Below are 21,062 nucleotides of genomic sequence, written 5' to 3' on the forward strand. Positions count from 1 at the left end.
TTTTCATACATCCAATTGTATTGCTGATTTGTTAAAGGTCATTTCTTCATACACTTTTAAATTTTGATATACCGCACCCAATAATGGTGCTTCTATAGAAAATTGTTCTGCTACATCTAGTAAGTATCCTTGTAAGTGCTTCCCTTCAATGGACGAACCTTTTTCCATATCACGCTGCATCGATGACTTCATATCATACGAAATTTTATCTATTGTTTTCATATGTTCCTGGGCAATATTATCCTTAACTGGCGCTTCCATAGATCTCATAATTTGCACACATTCTTCAAATAAGTTTTGGATAAAATCGTGTCCACCTTCGCTTTCACGAATCGGTCCTATTGGTGCACGCATTAATGTTGTCACACCTGACATTACAGTAATAAATAAATATTTATGCCACATATCTTGCGTAATGTTTTCACTTAAAACAAAACTAGATTTCGTACCTGCAAATGCTTTAGAAATATGCTTTATTCTCTCTGAATCTTGAAGCTTTATTTCTCCAAATACGAGTCTGTTGGCGGCACTCGTTTGTACAATTTCTCCTTGATTGTTTAACGTCGTCTCGATAAAGCATAAACCGCCAATTACTTTTTCCACGCCGAATTCTTTTTGTAATAGTGATACATGAGCAATACCATTTAACAATGGAATTATGACAGTATTTTCACCTACAAACGGCTTCAAATCTTGAATCGCCTCGTTTAAGTGATACGCTTTTGTTGAAAATAAAATAACGTCAAATGGAGAAGTTCGATCTTCTTTCGTTATTAATTTCGGTTGGAAGGAAAAATCCCCATTGACACTACGAATAACAAGTCCCTTTTCCTCTAATTGCTGTTTTCTTTTACTGCGGACAAGAAACGTAACATCTTCTCCTTTTTCGACTAATCGCCCTCCAAAAAATCCTCCGACGCCACCCGCTCCTAATACTAAAATACGCATACAACATCCCCCTTTTCAAAATAAAATTTTATAATATTTAGTATACATAACATTATACATGTCCCCTACTAAATAAGCTGAATTTTCATTCTTATCCAAGTGTAAAACAGTGGTTATTTTCAAATAAATTTGGGCATGTTGTTTTTATAGCATATATGAAAGGAAACAATGTAAATGGAGGCAATACAAACAATCGAGGAAAAAGATGTAGCAACAGCTATATTTCAATTTATATTCCCGTTTTCTTTTAAAACTGGATATGAACAAGATATGTTCCCTTTCTTACAGAAAAATGATTTTCTCCCTTTTCGACTTGATCATCTTGAAAATGAAAATACATATTACGGAAAGTTTCAAGTTTCACATCAAAATATGGAAGCATACTATCTTTCATTTACAAATAAAATTCTATTTCCTCACTCAGAGCATCAAAAAGGATTACAGCGCTATTCTAAAGACCTTAACTTAACTGGACATTTAACAACAAATTTGATTTCCGTTCCCTTCAATATTCATTCTATTGACGTAACACTTTGTCCTTATGAGCTTGGCTTCTTAACAATTCGGACAGAAGTAGAAACCGCTCCAAACATAACATTATCAGAAGCAATTGAATTCGCCGCCCGCTTCCGTGTACTTGAAACTAAAAATGATACAAACGAGACTATCTGTATTGAATGTAATGGAAAAAAATATTCACAAGTAGAGAAGCTCATATTCGGCAATTTATTTCATGGCTTAACAGACTTCTTTGAGAACAAAAGATTGCGGAGTTCTTACTTTCAAACATTCCCCTTCTTTGAAGATCAACGAATGTATGTACAAACTTTATTATCCATAAACAAAGAGTCAGACCTTCATATAATCGATGTATACCGAGCTTCCAGTCTTTCCGGATTAACAGACGATCGTGAGCCTTATATTAGCGCAAATAATGTTCCTTATATTCAAGATTATTTAACAAAACATTCTTATCAAAGATGGGCCCCTAATCGCTACTTTATTATGGAAGAACATATTTTCACATGTATAACAAACGAGGATGAACACGAATTCGCTAAACTTGCTAGTCAAATGTACGGGGAGTTTTATTACGCTTTGTTATTAAATCTATTTCATAAAGTTGTTTTATTAAAAATGGCAAACGCTTATGCTGAACTTAATATTGAACAAGATACAAATGAAATAGAAAAATTAATTTATTCAATCAATTCATTTACAGCAAATTACTTTTCTTTAGAGCTAGTATCCCAATCACAGAGTGAAGATATTTTCTTCCGCTTAAGAAATCTATTTAACATTGAAATACTATACTCGAATGCAAAACAAAATCTTGATAGTTTGTTTAAATATCAAGAAAATGTCGCTTCTAAAAAAGATAGCCTTTTACTATTAATTTTAACGCTCTACTCTGTAGTAGGCCAAATGTTAGGGTTTACTATGATTGATCTTTTAAGAAACACCGATTCAAACAAAATTTCGTCGCCACTTGAATTTTTCGCACTTTTAATAGCAATTAGCGGCATAGTCATTTCACTTATTTTAGGTGCGCAAAGTTTATACCAATGGAGTCTACAACATAAACGAAGAAAATCATGGGTAAAACAAACTGTACTTTCTGCTGTGAAAGAGAAAGATGATAAACATTAAAAAGGGTGATTTTCAAATTACAAATACGTAGAGCATTTCAGTGAATGAAATTTTTAACAGCGATTTTTAAAATATATCGACTTACCGACAAAAACTGAAAAAAAATAGAACCACATAATAAAAAAAGTACTCCAAAATAAAATTTGGAGTACTTTTTTATTACAAAAATTCCGCTTACTTCCCTGCTTCGATTTTCTCTAATGCAGCAGCTACTTGCTCTTCAGTTAATTCGTGTTGCACTACATAGCGGTTACGTGGGCTTACACGACATTCATGAGAACATGCACGTAAATGTTTCGCTTCGTTTTCTTCAGAACATAAAATTTTCTTATTACATTCTGGATTTGAACAGTTTACATAGCGCTCACAAGGTTCACCTGTAAAGTGGTCTTTACCAACGATAACATGCTCTTTTTGGTTTACTGGTACAGAGATACGCTCATCGAACACGTAACATTGTCCATCCCAAAGCTCACCTTGTACTTCCGGGTCTTTGCCGTACGTTACAATACCGCCGTGAAGCTGACTTACATCTTCATAGCCTTCTCGAACTAACCAACCAGAGAATTTCTCACAGCGAATTCCGCCTGTACAGTACGTTAAAATCTTTTTACCTTCAAGTGTTTCTTTATTTTCTCTAATCCAGTCTGGTAATTCACGGAATGATTCAATATCTGGTTTAATCGCACCTTTAAAGTGACCTAAATCAAACTCATAATCATTTCTTGCATCAATGATAACTGTGTCTTCTTGTTTCATTGCTTCATAAAAATCTTTTGGCTCTAAATACTTCCCAGTTACTTCGTGTGGGTTGATGTCATCTTCTAGACGAAGTGTAACTAACTCTGGACGAGGACGTACGTGCATTTTCTTGAATGCGTGTCCTTCTTCTTCATCTATTTTAAATACGATACCGTCAAAGCGTGGATCGTTGTTCATTGCTTCCATGTATTTCTCTGTTTGTTCTACAGTACCAGAACAAGTTCCATTAATACCTTCTTTAGCTACAAGGATTCTTCCTTTTAACTCAAGTGAATTACAAAATGCTAAATGCTCTGCCGCGAATTCTTCTGGGTTTTCAATTGTTGTGTACATGTAATATAGTAATACTCTATATGGTTTTGTAGTTGCCAATGTATTTCTACCACCTATCTAATTTTTAAAATCATGTATAAGTTAACGTTCATATCAAAACATATATAATAAGAAAATGAATTCACATTTTCTTCTCTTTATACTATTTTCTATAAGTTAACAAAAATAAAAAACAAGATTACACATCAAAACACTATGGTTAAGTTGTAATCCCAATATATTATATATCATACAAATGCAATTCCATCAATTAATATGCTGTGTTATCGGCTTTATGTTCACATAAATTTCAAAAATAGCCCTTTAATTCATTATGTTTCCCCACGTCATCACACCATAAACTCCCAATTTTTTATAACACCACACCATCCATTGCATAAAGGCATATAATTTGCACTAAGGAAACATTTATGTTCAAATAAAAATATCATCTCATACATTTAAATGTATTGAAATAATGTGTAAGAATAAATACAATAATTTCATCAAGTTAACATTTCAAAGGGGAAAACTACTATGAATAAAGATATAACAAAAGATGAACAAGTCCCTTCTCAAAGTACAACTGTTCAATCAGCACACTTAGCTTTAAGTGGCGAAACGAAAGGCTGGAAACGACTGTTACCGTTTTTAGGACCCGCTTTTATCGCATCCGTAGCTTATATTGACCCTGGTAACTTTGCTACAAATATCGCAGCTGGTTCACAATACGGATATTTACTATTATGGGTTATATTCGCTTCTAACTTAATGGCAGTATTAATTCAAACTTTATCAGCTAAATTAGGAATTGCTACGGGAAATAATTTACCTGAAATAGCTCGAGAAAACTTCCCAAAACCTGTTTCCATCGGTTTATGGATACAAGGTGAACTCGTTATTATGGCGACTGATTTAGCTGAATTTATTGGAGCTGCATTGGGACTTTACTTACTATTTGGAATTCCGATGTTACCAGCTGCTTTAATTACGGCAGTCGGATCATTTATTATTCTTGAGTTTCAACGCAGAGGATTTCGCCCACTAGAAGCTATTATTACAGGGATGATTTTTATTGTAGTAATAGCATTTGGGATTCAAGTTTTTTATGCAAAGCCGGAATTAAGCCCTCTACTTTCAGGACTTTTCCTTCCAAAATTCCAAGGTGTAGACAGTATATTACTTGCAGCAGGGATATTAGGCGCGACAGTTATGCCACATGCAATCTATTTACATTCTGCATTGACACAACGCCGCGTGGTTGGAACAACTGACGAACAAAAGAAAAAGATTTTCCGTTTCGAATTTATTGATATTATTATTGCAATGGTTATCGCTGGAGCAATTAATGCGAGTATGTTAATTGTTGCTGCTGCACTATTCTTTAAAAATGGCTTGCATGTTGAAGATCTTGATGTTGCTTTTAATCAGTTCAGTACTTTAGTCGGTCCAGTATCAGCTGCTTTATTTGGAATTGGGCTCTTATCAGCAGGACTATCTAGCTCTTCTGTCGGTACAATGTCAGGTGATATTATTATGCAAGGTTTCATTCGAATGCATATTCCATTATATTTACGCCGCTTTATTACAATGATTCCACCCTTAGTTATTATCGCTTTAGGTGTTAATCCAACTTACGCACTAGTCATGAGCCAAGTCGTCTTATCATTCGGTATCGCTTTTGCATTAGTACCACTTATTATGTTTACAAGCAGTAAAAAAATTATGGGTGCACTCGTTAACCACCGCATAACAACCTTTATCGCTTGGATCATTGCTGCACTTGTTATCATTTTAAATATTTTCTTACTGTATCAAACATTTATAGGATAATGAGAAAAGGTATTCCAATAAAACTGGAATACCTTTTTTAGTGAAGTAATTCTCTTTTACTTACCACTTATGTATGTACCTCTTTTTGAAATATATTCCACAATCAATTTTATCACAAATCAAAACCATACTTCCCTCTTGAATAATCTTTATTTTCAGATTAAATTATATAATAACAACACATTCTAGTTTCAGAAGAAATGGAGTGAAAATATGTTTCCTATATTGAAAACCGATCGACTCATTTTAAGAGAACTTACCGAAGAAGATGCACCGAGTATACTACAATGCTTTTCTAATACTGATGTACTGCGCTATTATGGCCAAAAACCATTACAAGATGTTGATCAAGTAAAACAAGTCATTCATAACTTTAAGTTGAGTTACAATGCAAGAGGCGGTATAAAATGGGGAATCGAATTAAAAGACAAGAAAGAACTCATTGGAACAATCGGGTTTCATGATTGGTCTTCTGAGCATAAACGGGCCAATATAAGTTATGCCTTTCTTCCTGAACACTGGGGAAATGGATATGCTACTGAAGCTGTTTCTGAGGTTATATCATACGGTTTCCATACCATTCATTTAAAGCGTATCGGGGCAATTGTATTTCTTGAAAATGAGGCTTCCAATAAAGTTCTATTAAAATTAGGTTTTGAAAAAGAAGGAGTTCTAAAAAATTATATGTATCAAGATGATATTCCATATGATACGAATTTTTATTCTTTATTAAAATCGGTTTAATAGACTCTATTATGAAGTAAAGGCCTTCCTATAGCTAGGAAGGCCTTTACTTCATAGGGATAAATAACATTATATTTTTTAAGTTTTTACCAACCTGTACCATGTTCGGAGTATTGAATAATTTCAGTTTGAGATGTAATACTTGATTTAACTTGCTGTGTATCTTTAAATACATTCACATTTAATATCGTAAGAACTGCTAACAAACTTAATACCCCAATTTTTTTCATTTTAATGCCCTTCTTTCATTTAGTGTTTTCTCTGCTTGATACGCTATGTGATAATACTCTCCAGCTTTTTTTTCATTTCTTTTCTCATAAAACTGAGAAGCTAATTGCTGTGAGTAATCTTTTACATATCCAATTAAGCCTTCTTGTTCAAATGCAGAAATTCCTTCTTTAATTATTTTTTCTAAAGTATCTATTGAATAATCATTATTCATAGCCTCTAAAATTTTAAAATGATACTCATACTCTTTGCTACCTATATTCTCCAACATAACAAAACTCTCTTGAATAATATCTTTTACTATTTCTTTTTGACCCAATTTAAAGTTTTCTCTAGCTAATAGATATTTTGCTTTTATTAGTGGTAAACCTATAAGACCATGCGAATCGCATTTTATCACTTCAGATAAATGCCTTATAGCTAATTCAGACATATCTTGATCGGCATACAGCAATCCTAAATTCTGACGTGTTTTTAAAATCAAGTTTTTATGTTCTGTTTTATTCAGTTTGTCCAACGCCAAAAGAAAATGTTCTTCTGCTTTTTCATACTGCTTCATTGTATTATAAGAAAGGCCTAAAATATTTTCACAACCAGCAATACTAATTTCATATCCTAAATGTCTTTCAAATAATTTTATAGCTTGTAGTGCATTATCAATCGATTGTAATGGATTACGAACTTGCCAATAAAAAATTGCTTTCTTATATAAAAATTCTGCTATTTCAATTTCATCTTGTACAAATTCTAAATATTTTTCTGCATTATAATAAGATGTTTTCGCAGCACTATAATCTCCAATTGCTGAATCATGTAATGCTTTAAAACAATAATAGTAATAAGTTAGCAAATTATCATTAGGAATCGAAAAAGATTGTACTAACTTAAAACTTTCTTTAACTCCACTTATTTCATCAAAAAGCAAACTATATCTTAAATTAATAAGTGCATAATGTAACTTTATATTTAGATCCTTAATCGTATCAATTTGGTACTCAATAGTTTCCTTATGTTGTTTTGCTTTTGCTATATTTCTCAAACGAATTTCACAATTCCACCCATGAAGCAATTTTTTCATTTCTTCCATTGTAACCACGTCTATACCCATGGAATTTATTCTCCCCTTTACTTAAAATTAATATAAGTATAACAAATTACAAAAGAATAAAAATAGAATATTAAGAATTTTAAACTTTCTCAATATAAATCATACTTTAGTATAAATAAACACAGTAACCATATTATACTGAAAATATAAAAAAACTAAGCACTTATATAAAGCACTTAGCTTTTCTCTTTTACTCCTTAATTTTATAAGCATTCTTATAAGTATAAACACCACCAAATTGATGCTTTTCAATTCCCTTTACGTAATCCTTTTGTACGTAAGCTGAGCCCATTTGATAAAGCGGTGCGACCGCAGCATCCTCTAGTAAAATACGTTCGGCCTCTTGCAATACTTCCCATCTTTTCTTCTGATCTAGTACTAGATCGCTTTTCGCTTTCTTTATTAATTCATCGTAGTGACGGTTCGAATAATTCATTTTGTTATTCTGATTATCCGTCGTAAAGAGTTCTAAATAACTAATTGGGTCTTTATAATCAGGTCCCCAATTTGCCATAGATATATCATAATCTCCTGTTTGCTCTAACTGTAATTTTTGCTTAAATGGCTGTTGTTTAATTTGTATCGTTAATCCTTGCAAATACTTTTCTAGGTCACCTTTTATATATTCTGCCATACGTTTTGCATTATCTTGTTCATATGTTAAAAATTCAAGGTTTATTTCGTCTACTCCCAGTTCTTTTTTCGCTTCTTCCCAAATCTTTTTCGCATTTTGTAGATCATATGGAGAAAAATCTCCGTTTTCTTTTCTAAAATCTTTACCAGTCTCTTCATTTATATGACCAGTTGGTACAAGTCCGCTTGCAGACTTTGCCCCGTTATTAATAAAGTGAGCAACGAAATCTTCTTTATTTAACGCTAATGAAATAGATTGACGCACCTTTTTATTTGCTAACGCATTATTTTTCTCATTAAAACGTAGCATAGCAATTCCAGGTTCGCTCGACATATGTAATTCCTTATTCCCTTTATACTTGTCTACAAATTGAGAATTAATAGGCACCCGGTCTAAATTACCAGCTTCGTATAAATTAACAGCCGTCATTGTATCCTTTACAATTTGAAAGTTTATCTCGTCTAATTTCACTTTCTTTTCATCCCAATATGTAGCATTCTTCTTTAATTGAAACTCTTGTTCATGCTTCCATTTCTCTAATACAAATGGCCCGTTATATATGAGATTACTAGGTTCCAATGCATAATTCTTTCCTTGTTCTTTCAAAAATGATTCATGCTGTGGCAAGTAAATTGGCAGTGCTAACAGCTGTAAAAAATACGGGATTGGCTGTTCGAGTTCCACTTCTAACTTATAATCATTTATAACTTTAACCCCAAGTTCATCAAGAGGCATTGTTCCTTTATTTATCTCTTTCGCATTTTTCACGTAAAAGAGCATGTACGCATATTGAGACGCTGTTTCACGGTTAATTGCACGTTTCCATGCAAACATAAAATCATTTGCTGTCACACTGTCTCCATTTGACCATTTTGCATCTTTACGCAAATCAAATGTATATTTTTTACCATCTTCACTTCTTTTAAACGATTTTGCTACTGCTGGAATAGGCTGATCTTGATCATCTAATACATACAAACCTTCAAATATGTTTTGCATAACGTGTGCTGATGTACCATCCATCGTTTTCGCAGTATCAAGAGAAGGAATTTCTTCTGATACTGTTACATTTAATACTTGTTCTTTTGCCTCTGTTTCACTTTTATTCGCTTTATTATTACAAGCTGTTAATAATAAAGTTGTAACAAGTGCCATTACCATTAAATGGCTCTTTTTTCGCTTCATGAGTTGTTCTCCTTAAGTATAAAATATTATAAAGCGTTATATATTATAGCAGAAATATGAACAGAAAGATGCGACATTTTTTTGAATATTTATTCGTTCAAGAAAAAAGCTATCCTTTTAAAAAAGGATAGCTTTTTCAACTACATATAATTACCTATCTTTGTAAACCTCGTTTATAACGACTTGCTTCAAATATAATACGCTCTTCATCTAACGTTTTACATTCGCCATTCCAAACGACACGTTTTCCGTTAATAATTACATCACTTACATCTTTTCCACTAGCAGCATATACAAGGTGCGATAACACTTCATCTGCTGGTTGTAAATGCGGCTTATTAGACGGATCAATCGTAATAAAATCAGCACACTTTCCGACCTCAAGTGATCCTGTTTGTTTCATGCCGATTACTTCAGCAGCTCCTTTAGTCGCAAGTGTAAGAGCTGTTTCAACTGGTAATGCTGTTGCATCTTGATGAATACCTTTTTGTAATAATGTTGCTATACGCATTTCTTCAAACATATCTAAATTGTTGTTAGATGCCACACTATCTGTTGCAATTCCTACTTTCATTCCTGCTTCTAGCATCGCTTTTACATTCGCTATACCAGAACCTAGTTTTAAATTACTATTTGGGTTATGTGCTACTCGAACATCATGTTCTGCTAAAAATGCACGCTCATTTTCATTTAATACTACACCGTGTGCAATAACTGTTGGGCGTTTAAACAACCCACAGCTTGCCGCATATTCTACTGGACGTTTTCCGTACTGTGCTTCAATATCACGTACTTCACGCTCTGTTTCCGAAAGGTGAATATGAACCATCGTTTGGTTTTCTACTGCAATACGTGCACACTCTTCTAACAGTTCAGTAGAACATGTATATGGACTATGCGGTGCAACCATCGTAGTTAACATACCACTTTCGCTATAGTAACGCTTCACATATTTCTCAGCTTCTTCGATTGCTTTCTTTTCATCCTCTTTCGTTCCGAAGCTAAATAAAGTTCTTGAAACAGCAGCTCGCATCCCACTCTTTGATACCGTTTCCATAATTACATCTTGATCTACTCCAATTGGATTAAACATGTCAGAGAATGATGTTGTACCACTTTTCACCATTTCAAGTAATCCTAATTCCGTACTAGCAACCGCAAGCTCTGGCGTAAACTGACTTTCAAGTGGCCAAATTCTTGTCTCAAGCCATGGTTGTAATAACATATCATCGCCAATCCCTCTTAAGAGACTCATTACAACGTGTGTATGTGTATTTACAAGCCCTGGTAATATCCACTTTCCTTTCATGTCAATTACTTCATCTACTGCAAAATCATTGGCGAATTCTCCGCTCTTTACATCTATAATTTGATCATTTTCTACAATGATATATCCATTTTCTATCACTTCGTTTTGTTCATTCATCGTTACGATTGTAGCGTTTACATAAGTTGTTTTCAAAAGTATTTCCCCTTTCAACTCTATGAAGTTCCCTTTAATAAGTTACCACCATTATAGTAACTTATTAAAGATTAAGAGTCAAAAGATAATTTCAATTCTTTCATTATCTTTTCCTTCAAAATGCTATATTGTTTTTCATTTGTATCTGCAAACGCTTCTTCCCGATTTGATTCCACATCCAAATAATTCAGGTTTTCATTGAATTGAGTCTCTGTAAAATCAAACCTCTGTCCATCTATACAGTTATAAAAGTGCCACACCTCTCCTATTTTTGTCTTCTTAATTTTTCCTCCGCATATATCTTGAACGACTAAAGCCGTTACACCACACTGTCCCTTTGCTGGATTTTCACTTGTCCACTTTGAACTCGTTTCAATCGACCACGATTTTATTAGTTCTTCATATATTCTTTTTGCCTTTACATTATCCATTTTCAGCTTCTCCTACTATTAATTGTTTTACACATCATATTTCAAAAGAGGCAGTAAACGATCCTTACAAACTGTTGATGGTGTCTCTCCAATTAACTTTGCTCCCATCTTCAAGTAATACCCTTTTGCATTCGGATCACTATCAACCGTAAAACTTTTTATTCCTAGTTCATTTGCTTGTTCTATTACATACTCCCAAAGTATTTTCCCGTACCCTTTCCCTTTGTAGCGAGGATGAATATATAAGAAATCGAGAGCATTATCGTCACGTAAAAATGAGAAAAATCCAATCTTTGTATTATCATTTTCTAAAACATATACAAAATTATTTTTTATGTACTCTTCTGTAACTGTTAAATCTCCCTTACAAGCAAGAATAAATTCTTCGCTATAATTCCACGTTGCTTTTGAATGTAGCGCGAGTTCACTTAATTCATTTGCTTCACTTAATAACGCTTTTCTTATCTTCATGATTCTTTCTCCTCACCTTCGATATATACACTTTTAAAATGATTCGAAAAGTAATTTAAAAAACCTCTTATTTCCGTAAATAAGAGATTACTTTTATAAATCTTTATTATAGGTAACAATTTTTTAAAAGAAAAAGAACGCCATTCCTGAAAATTGGCGTTCTTTTTCTTTTAACCTTTATAGCATATTATATTAAGAATCATTTTTACACTTCTAAACAGTTTCTACTACCTCTTCAAGCATTGTTCCATTTTCAGCATAATTCGTATGCCAAGAAAAAGCTTTTTCTAAAACATGAGGAGTTTGTCCACCTCTTGTTTGTGCTTCTTCGAAATAAGCTCTTAGTTGGTCACGATACATTGGATGTACGCAATTCTCAATAATTAGTTCCACTCTTTCTCTTGGTGCTAGTCCTCTTAAGTCCGCATACCCTTGTTCAGTGACGATAACATCTACATCGTGTTCCGTATGGTCTACATGCGAAACGAAAGGAACGATACTTGAAATGTTACCACCTTTTGCAATCGATTTAGTAACAAATATAGCTAGTCGGGCATTTCTCGCAAAATCACCTGAACCACCAATACCGTTCATCATTTTTGTACCTAAAACGTGAGTAGAGTTAACATTTCCGTATATATCTAATTCTAAAGCGGTATTAATCGAGATCAATCCAAGGCGGCGAATGATTTCAGGGTGATTAGAAATCTCTTGCGGGCGCATCATTAATTTGTCACGATATTTTTCAAAGTTAGAAAATACTTGTTGCATTTTCTCTTCAGAAAGCGTGATCGAGCAGCAGGAAGCAAAATTAACTTTCCCAGCGTCCATTAGATCAAAGACCGCATCTTGTAAAACTTCAGAATACACTTCTAAATCTTCAAACTCCGAATCTAGCATGCCGTGCAATACTGCATTAGCAACTGAACCAATTCCCGATTGTAACGGTGCTAAACTCTTTGTTAATCGGCCTACTTTAACTTCTTCTCGAAGGAACTCTATTAAATGTTGTGCCATAATGACAGTTTCTTCATCTGGAGGAACAATTGTCGATGGTGAATCCAGTTGATTCGTAAACACAACCCCCTTCACTTTTTCAGCATCAATTTGGATACCAATTGTTCCAATTCTATCATCCGTTTTTACAAGCGGAATTGGAAGTCTTTCCCCTTGTTTACCTGGTTCATATAAATCATGCAGCCCCTCTAGTTGCGTAGATTGAGCCATATTCATTTCAATAATAATGGACTTAGCATTTAAGGAAAATGCTAAGGAATTTCCAATTGAAGTGGTTGGAATAATCATACCATCTTCAGTAATCGCAACCGCTTCCAAAATAGCGACATCTATATCCATAACGTCAGCACGGAGTAACTCTGCTGTATGAGATAAGTGCTGATCCACAAATAAAAAGTCTCCGTTATTAATTCCTTTTCGCATAGTCGCATCAGCTTGGAAAGGCAATCTTTTCCCTAAAATTCCTGCCTCAGCAAATAATTTATCTACATCCGAGCCTAGGGAAGCCCCTGTATAAACATTTACTTTAAAAGATTTATCATTCTTAACTCGATTTACAAGTGCAAACGGGACTGCTTTTACATCCCCAGCACGTGTAAATCCACTTAAACCTAAAGTCATTCCACTTTCAATCCATGAAGCTGCCTCTTCAGGTGTAACTACTCGATCTTTGAAACGTTGATCCCTAATTCTATCTAAATTATTCTCCATATGTAATCCCTCTCTCAATGAATATTCATAATTATTTTACACATTAACACTATCAAAATAGGGATTTTTGTACACGATACCGAAAATTCAGACAAAACAGAAAATCTAGGTTCTAAAGCAGAAAAATTTAGAATCCTAGAAGCTTACGAAAATAGCTAGCATATGACTGACTCACTGGTACCCTCTCTCCGTTATCCATAGAAAGTACAAAAGTAGAATGCGTATCAGGGTAAATCGCTTTAATATGATTAACATTTACAATAAAGGAACGGTGGCATCTAATAAAGGAATCTTTCGGCAACAAGTATTCGAATTCTTGTAGAGAGTACTTATGTGTTCCAGTTAACTCTTCTGAATTCACATACGTCTTTTTATCTTTAGCCTCTAAATACATCACCTTTGAGAAAGGAACCGGAACCCATCCGTCTGTTGTTTTTAAAGTAACGACCGACTTACCATCCGTTAAAGCGGGATAAATTGCCGTCACGCACCCTTCAATCTTGCCATTATTTGAAAAAGGTACCGCCATTCCATGATAAGGAATACCGAAAACGTCCCGGTTAATAAACTCAGAGGCTTTTTGCTTCGTTACCATTGCTTTATGTGCAATCGTCCCTTCCTTAATAGGGTCCCCGGCGCTAATCTTTAAATCAATTCGTTTACTTGGCCGATAGTAAATATATTCTTTCGTATTCGAAACGGCAATTGATATTTCATCTGAAAATAATTCCCCAACTACATCTAGTAGTATACCTAATGTTTTATCTTCCATAGTATGAACACCTCATTTACTATTATACTACTATTATGATTTGAAAAACCGTTCAGCACTTTGAACGGTTTTTCAAACTATTTAGTTCACCTTAGCCCCATAACATCTTGCTACTGCAACTGCCTGCGCTATATCTAGTTTCACATTTTTTAAATCAAAACTTGTAAAATCAATTCTATCAACTATCGCTCCTTTTAAATTTGCACCGCTAAGTTTCGCCTTACCTAGTTGTACACCTGTTAAATCTGCTTCACGTAAATCTGCTTTTTCTAAATTACATTCATATAGGTCAGCTTCCATTAAACGTATACCCTTTAACATTTGTTTACTTAAGTTCGCGAACCTTAAATTCGTATATGACCAATCGCCCGATATTATAGTTATTCCGTCTAAATTCGCTTCTTCAAAATCAGAGCCAGTCATTTTACATTCTTCAAACTTCGATACGAATAAATTCACACCAACAAACTTACAATTCGCAAATGTAGTTCCTTGATGGATAGAAGCATTAAAAAGAGCACCAGTAAAATCACATTCTATAAAATTACAATTTTCAGTAGAAACTTCCGATGCATCTATCCCTCTAAAACGGCATTTTATGAATGTACAATTTTTCAATTCCTCTTCTTTAATCGAAACATCTTGAAAATCTATTTCTACATATTCTTTATTTATAAATTCACTCATAACTATTCCTCCATCTCCTTAAAGAAACCTCACTTCAAAAAAGTGAGGTTTCTTCTCATACAATATGTCCATCTAACCAAGAAATCAAATCTTGAAATACTTCATCTCTATTTACTTCATGGAACATTTCATGTCTTCCATTTTCATATAGACGCAGTGTTACATCTTTCACGCCACATTTTTTATAATTTTCATATACTTCTTTTACACCTTTCCCCATATCCCCAACAGGATCACGATCTCCTGAAAAAATATGTATTGGAAGGTTTTTCGGTGTTTTCTTAAACTCTTCTAGTTTATTTACTTCTAATACCCCAGAAAATAATTCACGATAAAAGCTTGTTGTACAAATAAATCCACATAAAGGATCCGCAATATATTTATCAACTTGATTATTATCTGAAGATAACCAATCAAATTTCGTACGATTTGGTTTAAAGTGCGAATTGAAATTTCCGAAAGATAAAAAGTTTAGCATCGGACTTTTCGTTCTTGCCCCGCGTAGTTTCATCTCGATTGTCGCTACTTTATGACCAATGACTCCTAAGAATCCCGGGTTCCCACCAGTTCCTGAAATAAGGAATCCATCATATAATCCACCTTTAAGTTGTACAGCGCGTCTTGATAAAAAAGAACCCATACTATGTCCAAGTAAAAACAACGGGCATGTCTGCTCCTTTTTTATCGTTTCTGATACAAAAATAACATCAGAAACAGCCTCATTCCAACCTACATTTGGTTCAAAATGACCATAATCTTCTTCTCTTTTCACTGTTTTCCCATGACCTTTATGATCATGCGCATAAACACCATACCCTGCTTTTAATAACGCAGCAATAAAGTCTGTATAAACACCTGCATGTTCTGTCATACCATGTGCAATTTGAATAATCCCTCGCGGATCTCTTTCTGGTAGCCACTTACGTAAATAAATTTCCGATCCATCCAATGCCGTAACGAAACTTTCCTGTACGTTCATTTCGTCAGCCCCCAACTCTATTATGTATATCAAAAAATGAATATCCATTCATTATTCTTATTATGTATTATATGCAATTGCCTTCATTATGACAAATGCCCCACTTTTCCAATTAGCTCTTAAACTAATATATTGACGAACAGAAAATAAAATTATATAGTTACTTACATAAAGTAATTATTATATTTTTGGGAGGTTTCTATTATGATGCCATCATTATTTTTAGCACACGGATCACCGATGCTTGCTATTCAAGATACAGACTATACAAGGTTTTTAAAAAAACTTGGCGAAACATACAAACCGAAAGCAATTGTTATTTTCACCGCTCACTGGGAAAGCGAAGTATTAACGATTTCTTCATCAGATAACGAATATGAAACAATTTATGATTTTGGAGGTTTTCCTCCTGAGTTATACGAAATCAAATATCGTGCGAAAGGCTCTTCTAACATTGCATCTATGTTAGAAACAAAATTAAAAAACAAAGGTATTCCAGTCCATCATAATATGACGAGAGGTTTAGATCATGGCTCATGGACACTCTTGCACCGTATGTATCCAGAAGCAACTATTCCTGTCGTCCAAATATCAGTCAATCCATTCCTTCCTGCAAAAGAACAATTTGAAATTGGTGAAGCACTAAAAGGACTTGGACAAGAAGATATTTTAGTAATCGGTAGCGGTGTTACCGTTCATAACTTACGAGCTTTGAAATGGAATCAAACGACACCCGAACAATGGGCAATTGAATTTGATGATTGGATTATTAAACATATGCAGACTACTGATAAAGATGCATTATTTAACTGGGAGAACAATGCCCCTCATGCACAATTAGCAGTACCAAGAGCAGAACATTTTGTTCCTTTATTTATCGCTATGGGAAGCGGTGAAAATAACGGTGAAGTCATTCACCGCAGTTACGAGCTTGGTACATTAAGCTATCTTTGTCTTCAATTTTAAAGAAAAGGATGAAGCAATCGTTGCTTCATCCTTTTTATTTTTCATTCACTTAGTTAACTAACTTCCAAATGTCGTTTCTCTGAAACCTCTTCGTTCTTATTGTGAAAATAAACCCAAATGCACGCAATAAATAATAGTGATGAAGTAGAAAAGAAAACATATTGGAAGCCCGCATGTGCTGCAATTTGTCCACCAAGTACTGGTCCAATCATATTTCCTAAAAACTGAAACGATTGATTATACCCAAATATTCTTCCCGTTACATGGGTTGGTGTATGTTGTTTTAGTAGAGTTTGTACGGAAGGTAATAGTCCTGCTTGTGCAATACCTAATAAAAAGCGAAGAATTAATAGTTGCCAAGCTGAGGTTACAAATGCTTGCGGAATAAAAATAATTCCTGCCGCAAATAATGCCACAACTAACGTTTTTTGAGGTCCAATACGATCTGATAATCTCCCTAACTTAGGAGCTGCCATAATAATAGCTAAACCTGTCGCAGACATGACTGCGCCTGCAATCATTTCAATATGAGCTGTTCCTGGGCCTTCTAAATTCTTTACATACAATGTAATAATAGGTTGAATTGACATGTTCGCAAGTTGAATAATAAATGTTGTTACAAATAAACTAATAATTAAATGCTTTGCTGGAACCATCGTCCATACTTTTTTCGGTTGTACTTTTTTTGCTTGAGCGGAGTGATTCTCTTCATGTAGGAAGAAAAAAACGATGAGAAAAGAAAGGAATAAAAAAGCTCCTGTAACAAGAAAAACATGGCGCATTCCAATTAACTCAGACAAATATCCCCCAAGTAACGGGCCAAGTAAAGAACCGCTCACGCCCCCAGTTGAAATTGTAGAAATTGCCCAACCTGAATGCTCTTTCGGAGTTTCTGCTGCAATAAATGTCATCGCCGTTGAAAGGAAACCAGATACTGCTCCCATCAAAAATCTTAGTGCGACTAGTTGATACACGTCCGTTACAAACCCCATAAGCGTCATAATAATCGCCATACCAAGGCTCGCACGAATAAGCATCAATTTCCGTCCATGTATATCACCAAGCTTTCCCCATATTGGTGATACGATCGCACCCATTAAAAATGTTACACCAAATGCAAGTCCCGACCACTGTGCAATACTTGAAGTGCCAGTTACTCCTAATTCCTCAATATAAAAAGATAAAAAAGGAATTACTAAACTCATACCGGCTGCAGTGGTAAAACAACCTAGCCAACAAATCATTAAATTTCGTTTCCAGCTGGCCATTTTCACACCTTCTTTCTTTAGATACCCATTCTACACCCTTTCTTGTAAAAAGTTTAATAATCTGCTTTATCCTTTTCGGCAAGAAGGTAGGCTGAACTCTTTTGTTTCGTTCATAACAATGTTCCCGGGGCAAATATTTGTTTCTTTTGTCTTACGATACAATCTGCCCTTAGGTAAGGAGGGAATATATCTTAAGATAACGAAATTGGATAATAATCATCATTCGGTTACTTGCACCAAAAGTAATGAATAAGTTTAATGAACTCTCTAAGAAAGGTGGTGAAAACAATGGCTAGAAAGAAAGCAGTGAAAGTATTACGTAAACAAAAGAAAAGAGAAACTATGCAACGATTCACGCAGAAACAGAATATCGGGCGGGCTTGCTTGACTGCAAAAGAATTTCGTTTACTTCAGCGCATGTCACATAGTTCAAAAGCACTGCGAAATGTGGGATTATACACGATTAAACAAAGTTACTTGAATAATAATAAAATGGCTACTGTAAAAGAAGTGGACACTGCTATGCAAGCCGATATGAATTACTGGGGCATGCAATCAAACTCTGTTCAAGCCATTCGTGGAGCTTTATTTACAGAAGTGAAAAGCTTTTTTAAAGCGTTGGAACAGTGGAAGAAAAAACCTGAAACCTTCACAGGTCGTCCTAAGTTTCCGAATTATTCTCGTTCAACTGACAAACGAATCATTGAAATCTATCAAGTTCCAAAAGTGGATGATAACGGGTATTGGATGATTCCGATGAGTGTTGCGTTCAGGAAAAAATTCGGTTCCATTAAAATACGTATGCCGAAAAATGTAAGAAATAAAAAAATCTCCTACATTGAGATTGTACCGAAGCAAAAAGGTCGGTTCTTTGAGGTGCATTACACATATGAGATGTACATTTCTCAAATGAAGCAACAATCCACGACCACAAGTAACGCTTTGAGTTGCGATTTAGGTGTAGATAGATTAGTAAGTTGCGTGACAAATACAGGTGATGCATTTTTAATTGATGGAAAAAAACTAAAATCTATTAACCAGCACTTCAACAAAATGATACGTAATCTCCAACTGAAAAATGTGAAAAATGGACTTTCTAAACGAGTTGTAACGAACAAAATGGCTGCACTTTGGCATAAACGGGAACGACAAATAAATGGTTACATTTCACAAACGATAGGCTTGTTGTTTAAAAAAGTAAAAGCATTTGGAATAGATACGGTTGTCGTAGGGTATAACGCTGGCTGGAAACAAAAATCTGATATGGGGAAAAAGAATAATCAAAAGTTTGTTCAAATCCCGTTTCATAAACTGATTGCGGCAATTGAGAATAAATGTATAAAAGAAGGTATACGATTTTTAAAACAAGAAGAAAGCTATACTTCTAAAGCTAGTTTTCTTGATAAAGATCCGGTTCCAGTTTGGTCTAAGGATGATAGAACGCATTATCGCTTTAGTGGCAAACGAATGACTCGTGGTCTGTACCAAAGTAAAGCAGGAACATGTATCCATGCTGATATTAATGGTGCGCTGAATACATTACAAAAATCAAGAGTTTTAGAATTGGATGAAAATCTTAAAGTGAAAACTCCGATTCTATTAGAAGTGCAAAAACGTAAAGCTGTTGCCTCGCGCATAGCTTAGTGGGTGTGTCAACCATCCATGTGTACTCGACTTGTCGGGGCTTGTAGCACACGCCAGAGTTATCTGAGTAGTGGCTTCTTCCACAAGGGAGAACTGCGTTTTTTCGAAAGGGTGGTGCAAGTGGGGAAACGATTGTTCGTTTCAAGTACCAACCAAAAACTTACTTGGGGTGTTACCATAAGGTGGCATGAATGCTAGAGCGTCAACTGTCTAGCAATAGACGAAAAGACCTAGCGTTCGAACTCAAGCCCCCACTAAAACGTTTCATCTCAGTGGGGGTAGTTGACTTGTAAGATTTACTACAAAACCCGCTATTTTCTAGTAAAAATCACTACATCTCTACATCTTTTCCATAAAAAAACCAACTCCCCTATTTGGAGTTGGTTACTTATTCTCTATCGGTATTAAACGAGCATTACAATTTCTTTCATAAAACTCAATCGGACCTGCTTGTCCAATAATTGCGTATTCATATCCTTCTTGCTTCATACTATGTAAACAACGATGTAACAATTGCTTCCCTACACCTTTCACGCGATTTTGCTTCGCTGTGCCCATTGGACCAAACAATCCTTTCTTCCCTCTCACTACATCGTAACAAGCGAAACCTACTATCACTTCTTCTTGTTCTGCTATATAAATAGGTACATTTTCTTTATATGTACGAAATCCATACTCTATTGAATGTAACCAACGTTCACCAAATTCCTCATTAACAAAACTTGCTAATTTTTCAAAATCAGAAGGGTTAGCCTTTCTAACAGTACAAATTAAATGATTATAAGTAGGATCAAAACATTTTAGATCGACCGCTAAATCTCTTGGATTAGCTAGAATACGTAATATATCTTTTTGTATTTGTGCATTTCCAATAAACGTATCCGCGCGAAATAGTGCATCTATAACATGTCCTTCATTTATTATTACTTGCTGGAAACGTTCCATACGTTTCTTCGCTATTTGTAAAATTTCTAGCACCTTATAAGATACCTTATATTGTCCTATTTTTTTATACTCTTGATCCGGTGAATCATATTGTTTTCGTATCGAAAGTTTTTCTAAAAAATCCGTACCCACGTTACGAAACAAATACATATACAACTCGTTGCAAACTCCAGTGCCTTCTTTACACATGCCGATAAACAAATGCACTGGTTGAATAATATTATTTTCCGCCTCTTCTGCTGCAATCTGCAATATGTTATGAACACGTTTTGTAAATTTATATTCCTCCATATGTATCTACATCC

At 34.5% G+C, this 21,062-nt stretch carries 19 protein-coding genes; 5 read left to right on the forward strand and 14 right to left on the reverse strand.

The window, feature by feature from the left end:
• Window positions 1–3: 3 nt before the first annotated feature.
• Window positions 4–948: a 2-dehydropantoate 2-reductase gene (gene panE / locus MKO96_RS05490; RefSeq protein WP_240586927.1), complete on the reverse strand. Its 945-nt coding sequence runs from the start codon at window positions 946–948 to the stop codon at window positions 4–6.
• A 174-nt stretch (window positions 949–1,122) separates the two neighbouring features.
• On the opposite strand from panE, the gene MKO96_RS05495 reads away from it, so the two are divergent.
• A complete protein-coding gene (locus tag MKO96_RS05495) occupies window positions 1,123–2,598 on the forward strand; it encodes a hypothetical protein (protein WP_240586928.1) in 1,476 nt (491 codons plus the stop codon).
• Between the two features lie 174 nt (window positions 2,599–2,772).
• Here MKO96_RS05495 and trhO read toward each other — a convergent pair whose 3' ends face one another.
• A complete protein-coding gene (gene trhO, locus MKO96_RS05500; RefSeq protein ID WP_240586929.1) occupies window positions 2,773–3,732 on the reverse strand; it encodes an oxygen-dependent tRNA uridine(34) hydroxylase TrhO in 960 nt (319 codons plus the stop codon).
• 477 nt (window positions 3,733–4,209) lie between these two features.
• Here trhO and MKO96_RS05505 point away from each other — a divergent pair, with 477 nt between their 5' ends.
• Together MKO96_RS05505 and MKO96_RS05510 are read left to right on the forward strand one after the other, a co-directional pair.
• A complete protein-coding gene (locus MKO96_RS05505) occupies window positions 4,210–5,505 on the forward strand; it encodes an Nramp family divalent metal transporter (RefSeq protein ID WP_240586930.1) in 1,296 nt (431 codons plus the stop codon).
• A 213-nt stretch (window positions 5,506–5,718) separates the two neighbouring features.
• A complete protein-coding gene (locus MKO96_RS05510) occupies window positions 5,719–6,249 on the forward strand; it encodes a GNAT family N-acetyltransferase (protein WP_240586931.1) in 531 nt (176 codons plus the stop codon).
• Between the two features lie 86 nt (window positions 6,250–6,335).
• On the opposite strand, the gene MKO96_RS05515 is transcribed toward MKO96_RS05510, so the two are convergent.
• The 10 genes from MKO96_RS05515 to MKO96_RS05560 form a co-directional block, all read right to left on the reverse strand.
• Window positions 6,336–6,479, reverse strand: coding sequence for a hypothetical protein (locus MKO96_RS05515; RefSeq protein ID WP_176547575.1), 144 nt, complete (start codon window positions 6,477–6,479; stop codon window positions 6,336–6,338).
• The gene (locus tag MKO96_RS05520) at window positions 6,476–7,585 is read right to left on the reverse strand and encodes a response regulator aspartate phosphatase (protein WP_240586932.1); all 1,110 of its coding nucleotides are present in this window, start codon (window positions 7,583–7,585) and stop codon (window positions 6,476–6,478) included. Before MKO96_RS05520 ends, MKO96_RS05515 begins: the two co-directional genes overlap by 4 nt.
• Window positions 7,586–7,775: 190 nt before the next feature.
• Window positions 7,776–9,404 (reverse strand): peptide ABC transporter substrate-binding protein, encoded by a 1,629-nt coding sequence (locus MKO96_RS05525; RefSeq protein WP_240586933.1) that lies wholly within the window; start codon window positions 9,402–9,404, stop codon window positions 7,776–7,778.
• 154 nt (window positions 9,405–9,558) lie between these two features.
• Entirely contained in the window at window positions 9,559–10,884 is a 1,326-nt protein-coding gene (locus MKO96_RS05530; RefSeq protein ID WP_240586934.1) for a bifunctional S-methyl-5'-thioadenosine deaminase/S-adenosylhomocysteine deaminase, read from the reverse strand.
• Window positions 10,885–10,937: 53 nt separating this feature from the next.
• Window positions 10,938–11,297 carry a YunG family protein gene (locus tag MKO96_RS05535; protein ID WP_087980178.1) on the reverse strand — a complete coding sequence of 120 codons (360 nt, stop codon included), beginning with the start codon at window positions 11,295–11,297 and terminating at the stop codon, window positions 10,938–10,940.
• A gap of 27 nt (window positions 11,298–11,324) precedes the next feature.
• Window positions 11,325–11,768, reverse strand: a complete 444-nt coding sequence (locus MKO96_RS05540; RefSeq protein ID WP_240586935.1) for a GNAT family N-acetyltransferase — start codon at window positions 11,766–11,768, stop codon at window positions 11,325–11,327.
• 213 nt (window positions 11,769–11,981) lie between these two features.
• Window positions 11,982–13,496, reverse strand: a complete 1,515-nt coding sequence (locus tag MKO96_RS05545; protein ID WP_240586936.1) for a succinyl-CoA:acetate CoA-transferase ScpC — start codon at window positions 13,494–13,496, stop codon at window positions 11,982–11,984.
• A gap of 127 nt (window positions 13,497–13,623) precedes the next feature.
• Window positions 13,624–14,268 carry a LytTR family DNA-binding domain-containing protein gene (locus MKO96_RS05550; RefSeq protein WP_000389701.1) on the reverse strand — a complete coding sequence of 215 codons (645 nt, stop codon included), beginning with the start codon at window positions 14,266–14,268 and terminating at the stop codon, window positions 13,624–13,626.
• A gap of 81 nt (window positions 14,269–14,349) precedes the next feature.
• Entirely contained in the window at window positions 14,350–14,955 is a 606-nt protein-coding gene (locus MKO96_RS05555) for a pentapeptide repeat-containing protein (RefSeq protein ID WP_240586937.1), read from the reverse strand.
• Window positions 14,956–15,010: 55 nt separating this feature from the next.
• Window positions 15,011–15,934, reverse strand: a complete 924-nt coding sequence (locus MKO96_RS05560; RefSeq protein ID WP_087980173.1) for an alpha/beta hydrolase — start codon at window positions 15,932–15,934, stop codon at window positions 15,011–15,013.
• A gap of 204 nt (window positions 15,935–16,138) precedes the next feature.
• Between MKO96_RS05560 and MKO96_RS05565 the strand changes: the two genes are divergently transcribed.
• On the forward strand, window positions 16,139–16,900 hold the full coding sequence (locus tag MKO96_RS05565) for a DODA-type extradiol aromatic ring-opening family dioxygenase (RefSeq protein ID WP_240586938.1): 762 nt from the start codon (window positions 16,139–16,141) through the stop codon (window positions 16,898–16,900).
• Between the two features lie 53 nt (window positions 16,901–16,953).
• Here MKO96_RS05565 and MKO96_RS05570 read toward each other — a convergent pair whose 3' ends face one another.
• Entirely contained in the window at window positions 16,954–18,168 is a 1,215-nt protein-coding gene (locus tag MKO96_RS05570; protein ID WP_240586939.1) for a multidrug efflux MFS transporter, read from the reverse strand.
• Window positions 18,169–18,456: 288 nt separating this feature from the next.
• Between MKO96_RS05570 and MKO96_RS05575 the strand changes: the two genes are divergently transcribed.
• Complete coding sequence (locus MKO96_RS05575) at window positions 18,457–19,812, forward strand: RNA-guided endonuclease TnpB family protein (protein WP_240586940.1); 1,356 nt, start codon at window positions 18,457–18,459, stop codon at window positions 19,810–19,812.
• A 384-nt stretch (window positions 19,813–20,196) separates the two neighbouring features.
• On the opposite strand, the gene MKO96_RS05580 is transcribed toward MKO96_RS05575, so the two are convergent.
• Window positions 20,197–21,048, reverse strand: coding sequence for a GNAT family N-acetyltransferase (locus tag MKO96_RS05580; protein ID WP_240586941.1), 852 nt, complete (start codon window positions 21,046–21,048; stop codon window positions 20,197–20,199).
• Between the last annotated feature and the right edge of the window lie 14 nt (window positions 21,049–21,062).

It is taken from the genome of Bacillus sp. ES1-5, assembly GCF_022487605.1.
Classification (GTDB): Bacteria; Bacillota; Bacilli; order Bacillales; family Bacillaceae_G; genus Bacillus_A; species Bacillus_A wiedmannii.